15 protein-coding genes are annotated in these 18,462 nt (G+C 35.8%); 8 read left to right on the top strand and 7 right to left on the bottom strand.

What is annotated here, in order from left to right; all coding sequences use genetic code 11:
- Positions 1–15: 15 nt before the first annotated feature.
- From A9970_RS15380 to dnaN, 3 genes are read right to left on the bottom strand one after another with little or no spacing between them, the layout of a single operon-like run.
- A complete protein-coding gene (locus tag A9970_RS15380; RefSeq protein ID WP_153845290.1) occupies positions 16–663 on the bottom strand; it encodes a DedA family protein in 648 nt (215 codons plus the stop codon).
- 27 nt (positions 664–690) lie between these two features.
- Positions 691–1,353 (bottom strand): DedA family protein, encoded by a 663-nt coding sequence (locus tag A9970_RS15375; RefSeq protein ID WP_182330560.1) that lies wholly within the window; start codon positions 1,351–1,353, stop codon positions 691–693.
- Between the two features lie 13 nt (positions 1,354–1,366).
- Complete coding sequence (dnaN, locus tag A9970_RS15370; protein ID WP_088159749.1) at positions 1,367–2,488, bottom strand: DNA polymerase III subunit beta; 1,122 nt, start codon at positions 2,486–2,488, stop codon at positions 1,367–1,369.
- Between the two features lie 209 nt (positions 2,489–2,697).
- Between dnaN and A9970_RS15365 the strand changes: the two genes are divergently transcribed.
- The 7 genes from A9970_RS15365 to A9970_RS15335 all read left to right on the top strand — a co-directional run bounded on the left by A9970_RS15365 (position 2,698) and on the right by A9970_RS15335 (position 8,476).
- Positions 2,698–3,843: an ATP-binding protein gene (locus tag A9970_RS15365; RefSeq protein WP_153845288.1), complete on the top strand. Its 1,146-nt coding sequence runs from the start codon at positions 2,698–2,700 to the stop codon at positions 3,841–3,843.
- A gap of 6 nt (positions 3,844–3,849) precedes the next feature.
- Positions 3,850–5,226, top strand: coding sequence for a regulatory iron-sulfur-containing complex subunit RicT (locus tag A9970_RS15360; RefSeq protein WP_182330561.1), 1,377 nt, complete (start codon positions 3,850–3,852; stop codon positions 5,224–5,226).
- Positions 5,227–5,279: 53 nt separating this feature from the next.
- Positions 5,280–5,750: a gliding motility lipoprotein GldH gene (locus tag A9970_RS15355; protein WP_182982930.1), complete on the top strand. Its 471-nt coding sequence runs from the start codon at positions 5,280–5,282 to the stop codon at positions 5,748–5,750.
- Positions 5,747–6,796, top strand: a complete 1,050-nt coding sequence (gene lpxK / locus A9970_RS15350; RefSeq protein ID WP_182982929.1) for a tetraacyldisaccharide 4'-kinase — start codon at positions 5,747–5,749, stop codon at positions 6,794–6,796. The genes A9970_RS15355 and lpxK overlap by 4 nt, the downstream gene beginning before the upstream one ends.
- 151 nt (positions 6,797–6,947) lie before the next feature.
- Positions 6,948–7,316 (top strand): hypothetical protein, encoded by a 369-nt coding sequence (locus tag A9970_RS15345; protein WP_145328250.1) that lies wholly within the window; start codon positions 6,948–6,950, stop codon positions 7,314–7,316.
- A 304-nt stretch (positions 7,317–7,620) separates the two neighbouring features.
- Positions 7,621–8,004 carry a hypothetical protein gene (locus tag A9970_RS15340; protein WP_182982928.1) on the top strand — a complete coding sequence of 128 codons (384 nt, stop codon included), beginning with the start codon at positions 7,621–7,623 and terminating at the stop codon, positions 8,002–8,004.
- Positions 8,005–8,068: 64 nt separating this feature from the next.
- Entirely contained in the window at positions 8,069–8,476 is a 408-nt protein-coding gene (locus A9970_RS15335) for a hypothetical protein (RefSeq protein ID WP_182982927.1), read from the top strand.
- 146 nt (positions 8,477–8,622) lie between these two features.
- On the opposite strand, the gene dnaA is transcribed toward A9970_RS15335, so the two are convergent.
- Both dnaA and dxs read right to left on the bottom strand, forming a co-directional pair.
- Positions 8,623–10,047, bottom strand: coding sequence for a chromosomal replication initiator protein DnaA (dnaA, locus tag A9970_RS15330; RefSeq protein WP_046672557.1), 1,425 nt, complete (start codon positions 10,045–10,047; stop codon positions 8,623–8,625).
- A 549-nt stretch (positions 10,048–10,596) separates the two neighbouring features.
- Complete coding sequence (gene dxs / locus A9970_RS15325; RefSeq protein WP_182982926.1) at positions 10,597–12,525, bottom strand: 1-deoxy-D-xylulose-5-phosphate synthase; 1,929 nt, start codon at positions 12,523–12,525, stop codon at positions 10,597–10,599.
- Positions 12,526–12,685: 160 nt separating this feature from the next.
- Here dxs and A9970_RS15320 point away from each other — a divergent pair, with 160 nt between their 5' ends.
- Positions 12,686–13,474 carry a ScpA family protein gene (locus A9970_RS15320; protein WP_153845282.1) on the top strand — a complete coding sequence of 263 codons (789 nt, stop codon included), beginning with the start codon at positions 12,686–12,688 and terminating at the stop codon, positions 13,472–13,474.
- Between the two features lie 33 nt (positions 13,475–13,507).
- Here the strand turns inward: A9970_RS15320 and thiL are convergent, their stop codons facing one another.
- Positions 13,508–14,560: a thiamine-phosphate kinase gene (thiL, locus tag A9970_RS15315; RefSeq protein ID WP_182982925.1), complete on the bottom strand. Its 1,053-nt coding sequence runs from the start codon at positions 14,558–14,560 to the stop codon at positions 13,508–13,510.
- Between the two features lie 228 nt (positions 14,561–14,788).
- A complete protein-coding gene (gene nadA / locus A9970_RS15310) occupies positions 14,789–15,784 on the bottom strand; it encodes a quinolinate synthase NadA (RefSeq protein WP_182982924.1) in 996 nt (331 codons plus the stop codon).
- Between the last annotated feature and the right edge of the window lie 2,678 nt (positions 15,785–18,462).

Genomic DNA, 18,462 nt, shown 5'->3' with positions numbered 1-18,462 from the left:
TTTAGTATGTAACGTTTAATCTTTTTTTGTTTTTTTCGCAGACAAAAACTGTATAAGCATGGGTATTAAGCTAATAAAGATAACCGCCAAAATAACAAGGGAAAAATTATGCTTAAAAAATGGCAGCTGTCCAAAATAATAGCCAGCCATAATAAATAATGAAACCCATAATATCCCCCCTAGTATATTATATTTTCCGAAGACCACATAGGGCATTTTGCCAATACCTGCTACAAATGGTGCAAAAGTCCTTACAATCGGTACAAATCGGGCATAAACAATAGTCTTTGTTCCATGTTTAGCATAGAAATCTTGTGTTTTTTGCAGATAAGTTGGCTTAAATATTCTTGATCCTGGCTTAAAAACACGGATTCCAACATATTTGCCAATTTCATAATTCACAAAATCTCCGGAGATAGCGGCAAAAATAAGAATGACTATAAATATAGGTAAGGAAAGCTGACAATCTGGGCGGGCAATTATTGCCCCCAAGGCAAATAAAACTGAGTCACCAGGAAGGAATGGTGTAACAACAAATCCTGTTTCCGCAAAGATGATTAAAAACAAAATCAGATAGGTCCAATTTTCATAACTATTGATCAGTTGCAAAAGATGCTGATCGATATGCAATATAAAATCAATAAGCTGTGAAATGATTTCCATTTTTTTGATCTATAAAAAAAGGGAATCTTATTGGACCCCCTTTTTAGTTTTTATCTTTTCTTTTATAAGCTCGAAGATTATTGGTAATATGGATATAAAAATAATAATCAATACAACCTTCGAGAAGTTATCTCTTATAATAGGAATATTTCCTAAAAAATATCCCGCGAGGGTTATACCACCAACCCACAAGACAGCACCCACGACATTATAGGTAATGAAAGTACCATAATTCATCCTTCCAATACCTCCAACGAAAGGTGCCAAGGTACGTACGATTGGTACAAATCGAGCGATAACGATTGTTTTACTGCCATATTTCTCATAAAACGAATGAGTCTTGGCAATTTGCTCATCTTTGACTACCTGCTTACCAAAGAGCTTAAATCTTGTTAGGCGCATACCAAAATGCTTACCGATAGCATAGTTTAAGGAATCCCCAGAAACCGCGGCTACCAATAAAATGAAAATCATCAACCATACGTTAAGATCATTTGGTTGTGCGGCGAGCATGCCCGCTGCAAACAATAAAGAATCTCCTGGTAAAAAGGGCATCACAACCACTCCTGTTTCTACAAAAATAATAAGAAACAGAATAAGGTACGTCCAAGTCTGATAATCATTGACTATTTCAACCAAATGTTTATCAATATGGAGAATAAAGTCTATAAGATGCGTAATTAGTTCCAAATCGTGACGAAGATTAAGCGTTGTTTAACATAACAGGCATCACCAACATCAAAATATCTTCATGATCTTCAGATACGGCCGGAATCAATAAACCGGCACGATTTGGCGTACTCATCTCCAAAACAACTTCTTCACTCTCTAAGTTATTTAACATCTCCACTAGGAACTTGGCGTTAAAACCGATTTCCATATCATCCCCTTCAAATTGACAGGACAAGCGTTCATGCGCTTCATTAGAGAAATCTAAATCTTCTGCAGAGATATGCAATTCACTTCCTGAGATCTTCAGACGAACCTGATGTGTCGTTTTATTAGCGAAAATCACCACCCGTCTCAAGGTATTTAAAAACAATAATCGATCTACGGTCAACTTGTTCGGGTTGACCTGAGGGATTACAGCAGCATAATCTGGGTAACGTTCATCAATTAAACGACAGATCAAATTAATATTACCAAAGCTAAAGAACGCATTGGTTTGATTATATTCTATCGATACTGTAACATCATCGGATGGTAGCGATGATTTGAGCAGTGAAAGTGCCTTTTTCGGCAAAATAAGGGATGCTGGTTTCTCAGCACCGATATCAGTTCTCGAATAACGCACCAACTTGTGCGCATCAGTAGAGACAAAAGTCACATTCTTTTCAGCTAATTGCACCAAAACACCAGACATCGCAGGTCTCAATTCGTCGTTACTGACAGCAAAGATCGTTTTACTGATCGCTTCTGACAAAATAGGAGCTGGCATCTGAATAACTGACCCGTTATCGATTGAAGGAATTTTAGGGAAATCGTCGGCATTTTCTCCACTCAACTTATATTTTCCATCACCTGCACTGATCTCAATAGCCAAGGTATTCATATCTACTGAAAATGCTACTGGCTGATCTGGTAAGGTTTTTAACGTCTCGATCAAAATCTTCGAAGGCATGGCTACTCTTCCCTCTTCTTTTGCTTCGATCTGTAAAGAAGTAACCATACTTGTTTGCAGATCCGTAGCAGAAATAGTCAAGTTATTGTCTTTTATTTCAAAAAGAAAGTTTTCCAAGATAGGCAAAACAGTACTTGTACTGGATGCGCCATTGATAGCTTGTAACTGCTTTAATAAAATTGATGTTGATACAATGAATCTCATTTCCTGAATACTAATTATTATGTGCAATAATACACAAATTAATCAATATTTTTCAGTTTTACAGGCCGCTTTCTTTCCACATAAAGAGATTTTGATCGCTCAAATAAGCAATTGTATTTCAATTAATAAGCACAGCGCCAAAAGTATAGAAAGCAAATTCGGCCCGATAAATCACAATATTTATTACATTTGTATAATAGCAGTAGTGTATGCAGTTTAAAGAGATCATTGGGCACAAAGACATCAAGGAACATTTAGTTCGCACGGTTCATGAAAATCGTGTGAGTCATGCGCAATTATTTCTTGGTCCAGAGGGCTCCGGCAGCCTTGCATTAGCCTATGCTTATGCACAGTTTTTGAATTGTGAAAACCGACAGTCAGCCGACAGTTGTGGCGAATGCCCCTCCTGTCGAAAATATAATAAGCTGATCCATCCCGATCTCCACATGTCCTATCCTTTCATAGCCAAACATAAGGAAGATACGGCAACCGATTATGCGGACAGCTGGCGAAAATCTTTTTTATCCAATCCATACATGGGATTGGAATATTGGCGTAATCAATTGGATGCGGACAACAAACAAGTCAATATCAATATTGCCGAGGCGCATGGTATCATCAAAAAATTAAGCCTAAAGTCCTTTGAAGCTGAATATAAGGTTTTAATTATGTGGCTTCCCGAATACCTGGACACACAAGGCAATGCGCTCTTAAAGTTAATCGAAGAACCACCCGAAAAAACGCTCTTTATTCTGGTTGCAGAAAATCAGGACAAAATATTAAATACAATCATATCACGTACGCAATTGGTCAAAATAAAGAAGTTGGATCACACAGAGATCGCACAACATCTAAAAAGCGTACATCATCTTTCGGATCAAGAATCAGCTGAAATTGCTTTTATTGCGGATGGAAACCTACAAGAAGCAATGAATCAAATCCAGTCGCAAACAAATAATCATTTTGGCATTTTAGTCAATTGGTTACGTTTCATTGTTTCAGATGCGGGAACCAATATGATCTCTTTAGTGGAAGAAGAGCTCTCAAAAATGGGGCGAGAAAACCAAAAAAGCTTTCTTTTTTATGCAATTAATATGATGCGTCAAATTATATTAATCAAAGAAGGGCTTTCCAGCTTAGTATTCTTACCGGCCAAAGAATTGGATTTTGTTCAAAAATTTGCTGTACACTATACCGTTGAACAAATTGAAGCAACAATAAATCTATTTGAGGAAACACATTATTTTGTAGAAAGAAATGCAAATCCCAAAATATTATTTTTAGATTTATCTTTGCAGTTAACATTAATATACAAGTACAAAACGTTTCCGAAAGGAACTCAATATATAATATAGAAAACTATGGGATGTGGCAGTTGCTCATCCGGCGGAGGTTGCGGTACTACCACGGCAAATGGTACACCGGCAGGATGTCAGAATAATGGCTCTTGCATGACTAGCGGATGTAATAAATTAGATGTATATGACTGGCTTTCCGATATGGATATGCCTTCAAACTATAAACCATTTAATATCGTCGAAGTACGATTTAAGGGATCACGAAAAGATTTCTTTATTAATGTAGACAATACCTACCTTGAAATGGGGGAGATGGTCGTTGTAGAACCTTCTACTGGTGGCTATGATGTCGGGCATGTCTCCTTAACAGGTGAATTGGTCAGACTACAATTAAAAAAGAACAATGTTACCCCAGAAATGGTAACTAAAAAAATCTATCGGAAGCCCAATGAAATGGATGCAGAGAAGTATAACGCAGCAAAAGATCTCGAATGGGAAACTATGCACAAAGCACGTAAACTGGCTTTGGACCTGGGTTTGTCCATGAAGATTTCTGATGTTGACTACCAGGGTGATAAAACCAAGGCTACCTTCTACTACACTGCTGAGGGCCGCGTGGATTTCCGTGAGCTTATCAAAAAAATGGCTGAAGCTTTCAGAATACGCATTGAAATGCGCCAGATAGGTATGCGACAAGAAGCTAGCCGCCTCGGTGGAATCGGCTCCTGTGGTCGCGAACTTTGCTGTTCAACCTGGTTAACGGATTTCAAAACGGTTTCTACATCGGCAGCACGTTATCAAAATCTTTCTTTGAATACGTTAAAGTTAGCGGGACAATGCGGAAAATTAAAATGCTGTCTCAATTATGAATTGGATAGTTACATGGATGCTTTAAAAGACATCCCGAATAATATCGACCGCATCGAAACGCTAAAAGGAGTTGCTTATCTTCAAAAGACCGATATTTTCAAGAAAATGATGTGGTTCTCTTTTCCTGGAGCCGAAAATTGGATCGCCATTCCCGTTCAACAAGTCAAAGAGTTTGTCGAAATGAATAAGCAGGGGATCAAACCGGAAGCAATTTCGAGTGCAGTAGATAACGATGAAGTCAGAGAAGAGAAAAATATCAATTACGATTACGAAAATGTAGTCGGACAGGATAGCTTAACTCGACTTGATGATCGGAATAAAAGAAAGAAAAAAAGAAAATCCAAAAGCAGTACTGTCAAACCTGAAAGTAAGGCTGGACAAAAAACTGAGAAGTCCGAACAAAGTACACCTAGACAAAGTGCTAAACCTCAGATTTCGACCGATGCTGGAGCTCCAAGCGCGAATAAAGAAAATAAAGAAGGATCTAATAACAGACCCAAAAAGCGTTTCAATCGCCATCGGAATAAAAACAAAGGTAATAACAACAATGCTGCACCGAAAGCAGAATAAAAAAAAATATGCCTAATTTTAACCCATTAGGCATATTCTTTTTATAAATAAACATGAAACTCAAAAGCTCTCCTTTCCTTATTGGTTTGTTATGTATTGGCATAGGGTGTTCTTGTGACCAAACTTTTGTCATAAATGAAAATAAACCCATTGATAATAAAGCTTGGCTGAATACATCACCGCCTAGTTTTCAATTTCATATCGGCGACAAGACCAAACGATATGATGTATTGATGGATGTCCGTCATACACCGGAATTTGCTTTTTCCAATCTTTTTGTACTTATTTACCAACGAGGCCCAGGTAAAAAGCAATATACTTTTCGTAAAGAAATAAAAATGGCCAGATCGGATGGAAAATGGATAGGAAAATCCTCCGGTAGCTTGTATAACAATCAATCCATCATCCATAAAGATTACCTATTTCCGGATACAGGAATTTATACGATTTCCATCGAACAGAACATGAAAGAAAATCCGTTGAAAGAAATCACAGACGTAGGGTTAACCGTTGTTCCAAAATGATACGCTTATTACGATATCTATTATTTCCTTTTACCATCATCTATGCCCTTGTAGTGTGGATAAGAAATAGATTATATGATCTTAAGCTGCTTCCCTCGCGGTCTTTCGACATTCCAACTGTTGTCATAGGAAATCTTGCCGTAGGTGGAACAGGAAAAAGTCCAATGACTGAACTTGTGGTCTCTAGCCTTAAAGGTCATTTTAAAACGGCAATACTCAGTCGAGGATACGGACGTAGCTCCAAAGGGTTTTATCTGGTACAGACGGATTCATCGGCTATGGACGTCGGTGACGAGCCCTTACAGTTCAAAAATAAATTTCCGGCTATCACTGTTGCGGTTTGTGAAGATCGCTGTACGGGAGTAGAAAAACTTCAATCAGATCATCAACTGATTATTTTGGATGATGCCTATCAACATCGGAAATTATCGCCGCTTTTCAATATTCTATTGTTTGATTTTCTATCATTTGCTAGTCCAATGTTTGTTTTTCCTACAGGAAACTTTAGGGATCTCCTTATGGAGGCCAAACGCGCACAGATCATAGCAATTACGAAATGTCCTATTGATCTTTCTACCAAAGAAAAAAAACGGATAGAAAACAAAATCAGGTATTATAACAAAGAAGCTTTAATTATTTTTAGCTATATCGACTATCTTGAACCCATCAATAGTAAAGGAAGTCTAATCGATATCAAAGGCAAAGACATTATTTTGGTTACGGGTATTGCTAAACCTAAGCCCTTAGTGGATTATCTCCAAAACAAAGCCAATTCAATCCAACACATTTCCTTTGAAGATCATCATTCTTTTACTGAATCGGATATCAATCAAATTGCAAAATCTTACCACAATCTGGCAAGTAGCAACAAAATAGTATTGACAACAGAAAAGGACTTTCAGCGATTAAAACCTTTTAAACAGCAATTTACTGCAATTGATTTGGCTTATCTGCCAATTGGTCTTCAATTTCACGACCCCATCCAACAGGAAATATTCCATAAAAGGCTATATGATGCAGTGGATCAAAGTGTTAATCAACCTTAAATTTTGTTAATATCAGATGCTATACTAAACTTTTTCATCAAATTTATATTCTATATGTAAACAGAGAATCTCAAAAGTTTTCGCTCTGTCTATAATGAACAAATTGAGTGTATACCCGATATTCGGCACTCATGATATAAACTATACAAAGATGAAAAAGAAAATTTTAATGGCAGTAGCTTGTCTATTTTTAAGTGCTACAGGAGTTTTTGCCCAACAACGTCAGCAACGTAGTCCTGAAGAACAAGCTAAAATGCGCGTAGAGCATTTAGACAAATTATTAAGCCTCAATCAAACGCAAAAAGATTCGATCTATAACCTTACATTAAGTCAGGCTCAACAACGGGCTGCACTTAGAAATGATGGTGGAGATCGAAAAGCGAGTATGGAAAAATTTAAACAGCTTCAGGAAATACAAACAACCAAAATTAAATCATGGCTTACTCCTGACCAAGCTAAGCTATTTGACGAACAGCAAGAAAAAATGAAAGAAAGAATGTCTAAACGTTCCGACAATTAAATAAAGCTATCTTAGAAAAGGCCTTGTAAAAAAACAAGGCCTTTTTTATTTCACGTTCAGTTTTATTCTGATGCTGTCATCACAATTAAGCTCGTCTAACTTTATCGATACTGTTAACAGAGCAATAACGCCGATATCATCATTTTTTGTATTTCACACCATATATCAAAACCCATATTTCCATGAATTACAGTTAGTTAATGTTAAAACTTTGTTAAAGTAACATAGTTGATACAATATAAACATCCCTTTCATAGTTTTTATAGGAAGATCGTTTACTTGTAACTTTTTAAATACAATAGATATGAAAAAGCTAATTTTAACAGGAATAGGATTTTGCTTAACTCTCAGCCTAACGTTTGCACAACAGCATAGTCCCGAGGATGCCGCTGCTAAAGCAACGACTGAACTTGTACAGAAACTACATCTGAATGATGAGCAAAAAACTGTGGTATCAACCATTCTATTGGATCAGGTAAAAGCAGAGCAGACAATAGTAAAAGATAGTGGGTCTTCTGCTCAAACGAAAAGCGAAGCACTTCATAAGCTACAGACTGAAGTAGATACCAAAGTCAGTCAATTACTTACCGAAGATCAGAAATCCCTTTATCAAAAAATCATAACTGAAAGACCAGCTAAAGCCGTGCCGACTACAGCTCAGCCTACCAAAACTGAATCCGGTCAATAATCAACAACAAAGTAAAATTAGGTAGTAGAAAAACATTAAATAATTTCATCTAAAATTGAACATCATGAAAAAGTTATTTTTAGCAGGCATAGGTTTCTTCCTAGCGATGGGCCTAACAATTGCACAACAAACAACTCCTGAAGAAAATGCAACAAAGGTGGTGACTGAGTTAGTCACAAAGCTGACATTAAATGACGAGCAGAAAACTGCAGTATCAACAATCGTATTGGATCAAGAAAAGGCTATAGCGGCTGTCATTCAGGATTCCACGACTAAAGCTGACGTCAAAAAGGAGAATATTGCCAAAATACAGGGTGAATCAGATACTAAAATAGCACAATTGCTAACAGATGAACAAAAAGTTGCTTATCAGAAATATGTTACTGAGCGACCTCCCGTAAACATTCCGGCAACGCAAGAAACAACAGAACAAAAAGAATCCGGTAACGGACAGAGCAATCAACAACAATAATCATTCGAGAACGAATGAAAAGCCTCTGGACATGCAGTGCATGTCCAGAGGCTTTTTTATGCCTTACAGCGTCTTAAATACATCAAAAAAGGGCTGACCAAAGTAATATGGACAGCCCTTTTTGTTTTTACTTACTGTAATTGATATTAAGATTTCAATTTTTTCATAATATCACTTACATAAGTCTTAAATTTCTTGTCAGTTTCAATTAAATCCTCTACGGTTTGACATGCATAAATGACTGTCGAGTGGTCTCTTCCTCCGAAGAATGCTCCGATCGATTTTAGTGAAGATTTGGTATGGGCTTTTGCTAAATACATCGAAATTTGCCTGGCCTGCACGATTTCACGCTTCCTCACTTTCGACTTTACCATATCTACAGGAACTTCAAAATATTCACAAACTAATTTCTGAATAAAGTCCATTGAAATTTCCTTATGGGTATTCTTCACAAAATTCTTCAACATCGATTTTGCTAAGCCCAAATCAATCTCTTTCTTGTTCAATGTAGACTGAGCCAATAATGAAACCATGGCTCCTTCCAACTCACGAACACTATTATCGATTTGTGTTGCGACATATTCCACTACATTTTCAGGTAAATCAATACCATCAGAATACATCTTCTTCTTCAAAATTGCCATTCTCGTCTCAAGATCAGGAATTTGAATATCTGCAGATAATCCCCATTTAAAACGACTAAGCAAACGTTCCTCCAAACCAGCTAAATCCTTAGGCGCTTTGTCTGAAGTTAAAATAATCTGCTTTCCAGATTGATGCAAATGATTAAAAATATGGAAGAAAATATCCTGTGTTTTTTCTTTACCAGCAAAATTGTGCACATCATCCATAATGATGACATCCATTGCTTGATAAAAGTTAACGAAGTCATTGATCGTGTTATTTTTCAATGAATCCACAAACTGTTGACAGAATTTTTCACAAGACACATAAATGACCAATTTATCGGGAAGATTTCTTTTGATTTCATTTCCGATTGCTTGGGCAAGGTGTGTCTTTCCCAAACCAACATCACCATAAATCATCAAAGGGTTGAATGAAGTACCACCTGGTTTATTCGCTACAGCATAACCTGCAGAGCGAGCAAGACGGTTACATTCACCTTCGATAAAATTTTCGAATGTATAGTTTTGATTCAATTGCGGATCAACCTGCAATTTTTTCAATCCAGGAATAACAAACGGATTTTTGATATCCCTATTTAAAGATACCGGCACAGGGATAGATTGCCTTTTCCCTTCTGCTCCATTGCCATTCGATGGAAGATTAGTCGTATAAGGATGAGAAGCTGAAGACTTCTCTACTACAATATTGTATTCCAATCTACCTTGCTCTCCTAAGAATTTCTTTACGGTCTTGCGAAGAATTCCTACATAGTGTTCTTCCAGCCACTCATAAAAAAATAAGCTAGGCACTTGAATAGTCAAAACGTCACCCTCCAAACGGACTGCTTTCACAGGTTCAAACCAGGTCTTGAAACTTTGTGCTGGTATATTATCTTTGATAATCGAAAGACAATTATTCCAGACACTTGAATACGTTTTTTCCATTCTAAAATTGTTAATAAGTTGATTTACAATACGCGACAAAAAATATGTTGATAACTTTCTCTGAGAACGAAGATGACAAAAAAAAATCAGCTAAAAAACTAAAATATAAAATAATTGATAAGATGCTATATATCAGATTTTTACCATGTAAAATTGTGGAAAACTAGCGCTAAAATTGATCTCTAAAAATAATTATTAACATTCCAAATTTATTTCAAAAAAAAGAACAAAAAAAGTAGCAAACTTACTACCTATCAGTCTTTAAGGTCTAAATCTAAATTAACCAAAATAATAGCTAATTACAATCTTTAGTTCATATATTTTTAATATTAAATTTATAAGAATTTAAAGCCAACTTAACATCATTGTCAGAGGACTATTAAAGTTATTTATGCATAACCATAAAAGAAAAATCAGTGCAAATTATATCTCAGAAAAAAACAAATTGTAACAGATGAGATTAATTGTAAACTTAAACATACGCACACTTGACAAACAAAAAAGGAGGTCCATATGGATCTCCTTTTTTGTTTGTCAAATATATAACTCTTATCCGACCATTGAACTGGTCAATTTTCCATTACAAAGTTTTTTAGCTTCTGCTATGATCGCATTCGCATCGTAGTGCGCATTCTTCCACTGTGCATTTTGTTCAGCATGTTCAATGATCTTATCCGGAATACCCAAACGAACAACCTGGCTATGATATCCGTGATCGGCCATAAATTCCAATACAGCCGAACCTATGCCCCCTTGTAAACTTCCATCCTCAACCGTGATAATTTTACCAAACTTCTGAAAGACCTGATGGAGCAAGGCTTCATCCAATGGTTTAGCAAATCGAAGATCATAATGCGCTGGATGTATTCCCAATTCATTTAACTGCTGTACCGCTTTAACAGCTTCATTTCCTATCGCTCCAAAACTTAAGATAGCAAGCTCCTCTCCTGCTGTTATAAGACGTCCCTTTCCTATTTCTATTTCTGTAAATGGACGACGCCAATCCGGCATAACGCCATTTCCTCTCGGGTATCTGATAACAAAAGGACCTTTATTAGGCAACTGTGCAGTAAACATCAAATTTCGCAGTTCCTCTTCGTTCATCGGAGCAGAAACTGTCATGTTTGGGACGCATCGCATAAACGCTATATCATAAGCACCATGATGTGTAGCGCCATCTGCACCGACCACTCCCGCACGATCCAAACAGAAAACAACATTTAGATTTTGTAATGCAACATCATGGATTACTTGATCATAAGCGCGTTGCATAAAAGACGAATAGATATTACAAAACGGTAATAATCCCTGTGTTGCGAGTCCTGCACTGAACGTAACCGCATGCTGCTCAGCAATACCAACGTCAAATGCGCGGTCAGGCATAGCTTTCATCATAATGTTCATAGAAGAACCAGAAGGCATTGCAGGCGTTATACCCACAATCTTATCATTTTCTTCCGCAAGCTCAACTAAAGTATGTCCAAAAACATCTTGAAATTTAGGCGCTACCGGTTTATCATTCGAAGACTTCTTGATCTCACCCGTAATTTTATCGAATAAACCTGGAGCATGCCATTTCGTCTGATCTTTTTCAGCTAACGCAAAGCCTTTACCTTTGATGGTGACGGCATGCAATAATTTAGGGCCTGGTATATGTTTAAGGTCTTCAAGGGTCTTGGCTAATTTCTTGACATCATGCCCATCAACCGGTCCAAAATATCTAAAATTTAAAGATTCAAAGAGATTGGCATTTTTTAACAAAGTTCCCTTTATGCTTTTTTCCAGTTTTTTGGCAATACCAAGTGCATTTGGACCAACTTCCGAAATCTTGGTTAATACAGCTGCAATATCGTCTCTAAAACGATTATATCGTTTTGAGGTTGTAATACTTGTCAAATACTCCTTCAATGCACCTACATTAGGATCAATGGACATGCAGTTATCATTCAGAATAACCAAAAGGTTGGATTTGGAAATACCGGCATGATTCAATGCTTCAAATGCCATTCCACCAGTCAACGCACCATCACCAATAACCGCGATATGCTGACGATCCTTTTCGCCTTTTATTTGGGAAGCGACCGCCATACCTAATGCTGCAGAAATAGATGTTGATGAGTGCCCAACGCCAAATGCATCGTATTTAGATTCAAAACGGTTAGGAAACCCAGAAATTCCGTTCTCAATTCGATTTGTATGAAATATATCGCGACGCCCCGTTAGGATTTTATGCCCATAAGCCTGATGACCTACATCCCAGATCAATTGATCGTATGGGGTATTCATTACGTAATGTAATGCCACCGTTAACTCGACGACTCCCAAACTTGCTGCAAAGTGACCACCATTAACCGAAACCTGATCAATAATAAATTGACGTAATTCCTGACTCAACTGTTCTAATTGGTCTTCCTTTAGCTTTTTAAGATCAGAGGGATCGTTTATTTTACTTAATAGTTCTCCAGCCTCAAACTGCATAGTACTGCTATTTACATGATATGTTCGTACAAAGTAACGACAATTTTATTTAATCTTTAAAATTAAATCGCATTTACATATTGGGGTACAACAAATAAAATAATGAATAGTTTGTATCGAAGTTATTCCAAAAGATTTTATATGTAAATTTGTATAAGATATGCAAGTAGAAGAAGGCTACGAAATCAAGCTTCCTCAATTTGAGGGACCTTTTGATTTATTATTATTTTTTATCGAACGGGATGAACTAAATATCCACGATATACCGATTTCAAAGATTACAGATGATTTTTTATCGTATGTGAGCCAAATGCAGGCGCTCAATATGGAAATGGCAAGCGAGTTTATCTTTGTTGCTTCGACACTGATGCGTATTAAAGCTAAAATGCTCTTGCCTCGTCTAGATCTAGACGAAAATGAGAATGAAATCGATCTTAGAGAAGATCTTGTTCAAAAACTTATTCTCTATAAGCAATTTAAAGAAACCTGTGAAGATTTGAGAGCCTTGGAAGAGGATCGTCTCAAACTATACAACCGAGGCAACATACGCTATGATATCCAACAGAGACTTAAATTAGATTCTACCGGAGAAAATTTGGATAGCTTCGACCTTTATAGTCTAATGATGATTTACGAGCAAATGATGTATCAATTCCGTAATCGTCCCCCTGAAGTAACACATACAGTTGTCAAATATCCATACACCATTGAACAACAGAAGAAAGCAATAGCCGAACTAATTGAAATCAATAAAAAATTGGATTTTCAAGAAATTCTTAAAAACTCAGAAAATAAAATACAATTTGTCTATAACTTTTTAGCAATTCTTGAAATGCTGCAACAGAGATTATTACAGATCGAAGTGGGCTTAGGCTATAACAATTTCAATGTAGGTGAAAGAGATCCAAATGAGGCGGAGGAACTCCGGCTTGAAGAGCAAGAAGCATAAAAAAAGACCTGTCTCGAACAGGTCTTTTTCGTATCAATCTTTTTTCTTAAAAGCATTCCAACCTTGGGCTGTTATCGGATAAAGATTCCCAGATTTGGAAATCATCTCACAACCTTCGGATCTTGGCGTCATATAACCAATAATGCTGATATCAGGTAAGTTTTTGATTTTATCATGATCAGCCTGAGCTATTGTAAACAGTAGTTCATAATCTTCACCGCCATTAAGTGCAGCTACGGTTGGATCAATGCCAAATTCCCGCCCTGTATCATAAGTCATCTGATCCAATGGAATCTTTTCTTCATATAATCTGCAACCTTTGTCAGATTGTCTGCAAATATGTAGAATTTCTGATGCAAGCCCGTCTGAAATATCCATCATCGCTGTGGGCTTGATCCCTAGCTTGGCAAATAATTCAACAATATCTTTCCGGGCTTCAGGTTTCAATTGACGTTCAACGATATAATCCTTTCCCTCTAAATCAGGCTGTACATTGGGATTTTCTAAATAGATATCCTTTTCACGCTCCAAGAGTTGTAAGCCCATATAAGCTGCCCCTAGATCACCAGACACACACAAGAGATCACCTTCCTGCGCACCACTACGATAAACGATCTGATCTGCATCAGCATGACCAATGCTTGTCACAGAAATAACCAAACCCTGGGCTGAAGCCGAAGTGTCTCCCCCAATTAGGTCAACATTATATTTCTTACAGGCAATCAAAGCTCCCTGATAAATCTCTTCTACAGCTTCCAATGGAAATTTTGAGGACAGACCTATTGAAAAGGTAATTTGCGAAGCCATTCCATTCATCGCGTAAATATCGCTCAAATTGACCTGAACAGCTTTGTAACCTAGATGTTTTAACGGAACATATCTAAGATCAAAATGTATCCCTTCCAACAGTAGATCAGTAGATATCAAGGTTTTCTTACCTCCAAAATCTAGAACAGCAGCATCATCGCCAATCCCTTTAATTGTGGATTTTTCTGTTAATTCTACAGCTTTTTTTATATAATCAATCAAACCGAACTCACCCATTTCTTCCAAATTAGTTCGCTCGGTGTTATCAAAATCAAACATGCTAAAAAGTTTAAAAGTTTAATATAGATAATGCCAGCTGATAATCATCTTCCAAAGATTTATTTGGATGGCATTACAAAATAAGTATTACTATAAGACCAATGACTCCCCTGCTCATACATTGGACTCTTTCATTGAACTACATATAAACAGCTCAACGAAATCATTATTGATCATTGAAAACCAATCAGTTATTGTCTTGGTTATGATCAAAAATTATGCAGATTTCTATAAGCCTAAACTTGCCGATATTTCCAACATACGTTCAATAGGACGCTGGGCTCGGAGAATAACATCCTCGGGAAGAAGGATTTCGGGCGATTCATACGTCAGACAGTTATATAGTTTCTCAAGCGTATTAAGCTTCATATGCGGGCAATCATTACATGCACAGGCATTATTAGGAGGTGCAGGAATAAAAGTCTTATGTGGACTTGCTTTTTGCATTTGGTAGAGAATACCTGATTCTGTAGCAACAATATAAGCTTGGGCCGTATCTGTCTGGGTAAATTTAAGCATGCCGGCAGTCGATCCCACATAATCTGCTATCGCCAGTATATGATCTTCACATTCCGGATGGGCAATAAACTTAGCCTCCGGGTGCTCGCTTTTCAAACGATCAATTTTATCTTGAGAAAAAATTTCATGGACCATACATGCACCGTTCCAAAGCACAAGATCTCGTCCTGTTTTCTTTTTAACGTATGCTCCGAGATTACGATCCGGGCCAAAAATGATTTTCTGACCCACTGGCAGGCTCTCTACGATCTGAACAGCGTTACTAGAGGTACATACAATATCGGAAAGCGCTTTCAATTCCGCTGTACAGTTTACATAAGTGATGACCAAATGATCAGGATATTGTTCCTTAAATTTAGCGAAAAGATGCGGAGGGCAAGAATCTGACAGCGAACAACCTGCTTTGGCATCTGGCAAAAGAACCTTCTTTGTCGGTGAAAGTATTTTAGCCGTCTCAGCCATGAAATGTACTCCAGCAAAAACAATTACATCTGCATCAGTTTTCGCAGCTTCCTGGGATAAGCCAAGGCTATCTCCTATATAATCTGCTATATCTTGAATTTCAGACTCTTGATAATAGTGAGCCAAGATGACAGCGTTCTTTTCTTTCTTTAATCGTTGGATCTCTTTAATCAAATCCAGTGAGGGATCAATCGGAGCATCGATATAACCTTTTGCTTGAAGCTCATAATTTACAATTTCCATGCGAGTAGTTTCAACTTTTATGAACAGCAAAAATAAGCATTGTTAGATATATAAAAGTCAATTAAAAGCAAATTAATCAGGTCATGGTAATATACCTCTTGCTTGAATGTGCCCCATTATTAGATAATAACAAATAAAACACTGATATAAAACGTATTATTAATCAGTAACAGATTACAACGGATTTGCCAGGTCCAGCTTATTGGGTAAAGTCAGTTTGCAAATTTGATCGAACAACTGCACCTATTGCCCAATTCCATGATCTTGCAGAACTGACAGCTAAATACCTATTTCAAAATACAAATCAACCGTTTATAAGTATTAATAGTTAAATTAGTTTTTATAAAGTTTAATCAGACAATATTACGCCCATATAAACTCTTTTAGACTTGAATATTTAGGAAACTATTAGAACTATTCTTTTATACCAAAAGCTGAAAGGGTTTATTTCACATTATTTCTATCTTCGAAAATCAGTTTCATCCACATCCAACCTTCATAGCCTAAGGAACGTTTTTAGGCATATTACAAAACAATGAAAAATATAGCACAAAAGGAAGCTTTATTTATTAACATTTCAGATTAAAAAACGTTTTTGAGCTCGTATAGGAGAGATTAATGGATTCTGGATTGATGTATAATTTTATATTAAATTCTCAGCGGGTTCATTCGGTAAATTTTAAGGGAATTGTGTATGCATCCAACACTGAAACCGTATAAATAGCAACGAATAAAAAACAAACGCTCTTACAATCGTGTATAGCTTATTTTGTCATTACGGTCTTTATATATGTCATTCTAATTGCAAATATTTGAAGTTTATATATTCGCCATTTACCAACTTATACAGCAACGAAGGCTAGAATGGGGCCAAAACCAATTATCCTAAATCAAAATTGGTCATAGATAATCAATAGAAGGCGATAATTTCTAGAATAAATGCTTTTAGAATTGCATATAAAAATAATAGCAGCTTGTAAAAATGAATATAGGACTGTAGCAAGGGTAAACTCACGCTGATTCGGGGTCAATAGCGTTGAATTAAATAGTTCAAAATAAACCCAATAAGAATTGGATATTTATAAAAAAATATAAAAGAATAGAGTAGAAGGGAATCTAGAAGAGAATAGTTCGCGGAAATTGAAATATCCGACTAAATAACGGCTACAGAATCCAAAATAAAGCGGATGAGAATTAAATATTGACTACTGTAATCGAGGATAGTGTATTTATTTAATTCTAAGAGGGTTTAATAAAATTTTTGCAATTTAATTTCACAAAATTCAAAAGCAATAATAAATACAACTTAAATAAAATCAATTATACCCAGTATCTGGATAGGAATCGAGTAAATAGCTCCCCTCGACAGCTCAATATAACAGAATCGGACTGTATATCCCGCTAGACTGAGCATCTGGCAATCATTATCGCATAAATTACAAAAACTCAGCACATGTAAGTTACAAGATATTAATTAATATAAAGAGAAAGATAAACTTGTTACAGATTATAAATTTTCAATTTTATATTTAATTTAATGAATTAAAACGCTTCATACTCAAATATATAGATAATATTAAAAGAAAACACTAAATATGCGACTGACAAAGCACTTTCAAAACAATTTAGTCGCTTAGAATTAAATATTCGAAACAAATAGCGAATCAAGTCAATATATTCGACCTATAAGAGCTTTATTTTAGAAAAATACACCCTGAGAATGATCTAAAAAAATACTAAAGAACAATAATCCACAATATTCGAATGTCATTGATCTAAATTTGGATAATTCCGACATCTAATGAATGTTGGGCTGCAAATATAGTAAGATTGTTTGTTCTACAATAAATTATTTAAAGAAATTATTTGCAATCCAAAACTATAAACAAGCTAATCTTCGAATTCACGCTAGATCGTAAAAAATTCACTATTTAAACGCATAGAATGCGGTAAAAAGTATTGAAAACGAATTTTTAAAAAATATCCAATTTTAAACGGGTTTATTTTTAAATAATCGCCTTTAGATTCTGTTCAAAATTTAATGCTGTCAAAATCAAATGGATATTTTAGCCAAATCCGAATACAATCGCCTAGATCCAGGAATAAAAAATCCCAATAACCAAATCCGTTACAATTTTCATTTTGAAAAATTTCGCATTCCAATTTTAACTTGTTGACAAAGCCATATTCAAATATTTTTGAGTATGATTAGCAAATATCCAAACCTAAAACGACTTAAAATCCAAATAATAAAATCAACTAAATTGCCTTTTTCAAAGAAATTTTCAAAGCAAAAATTAGTAGCTATTAGAATTCAATAAAAGAATTTATCTGGTTAAAAGCCAAAAATATTGAAATCTCATAGCACCCAAACGAGAATTAAACCTTTTCTTCATCGATTTCTATCAGTTACAATCCAATTAAATTGAAATAAGACCCTACAAGGGAAAATATTCAAGTATAAAACAGCTTAAACGAATTTTTCCTTGAAAAAATTATAAATAACGCGCTGAAACTACATTAAATCCATATGTAAAAAAAAATAAAATAAATATCCAATCCTAAAGCGCTTTAAAAGCCAATAGGAAATTAAAAAAATAATATAAGCTCAATTAGAATTAAATATTTCAATAGGGGACTCTATAATTCCCAGATATTGAAATCTAACGGCCTCTAAT

Origin of the sequence: Sphingobacterium sp. UME9, from assembly GCF_014170215.1 — a bacterium.
In the GTDB taxonomy this organism is placed as follows: domain Bacteria; phylum Bacteroidota; class Bacteroidia; order Sphingobacteriales; family Sphingobacteriaceae; genus Sphingobacterium; species Sphingobacterium paramultivorum.
The sequence above is the reverse complement of the archived record's forward strand: the minus strand, read 5'-3'. Positions and strand labels throughout refer to the sequence as shown.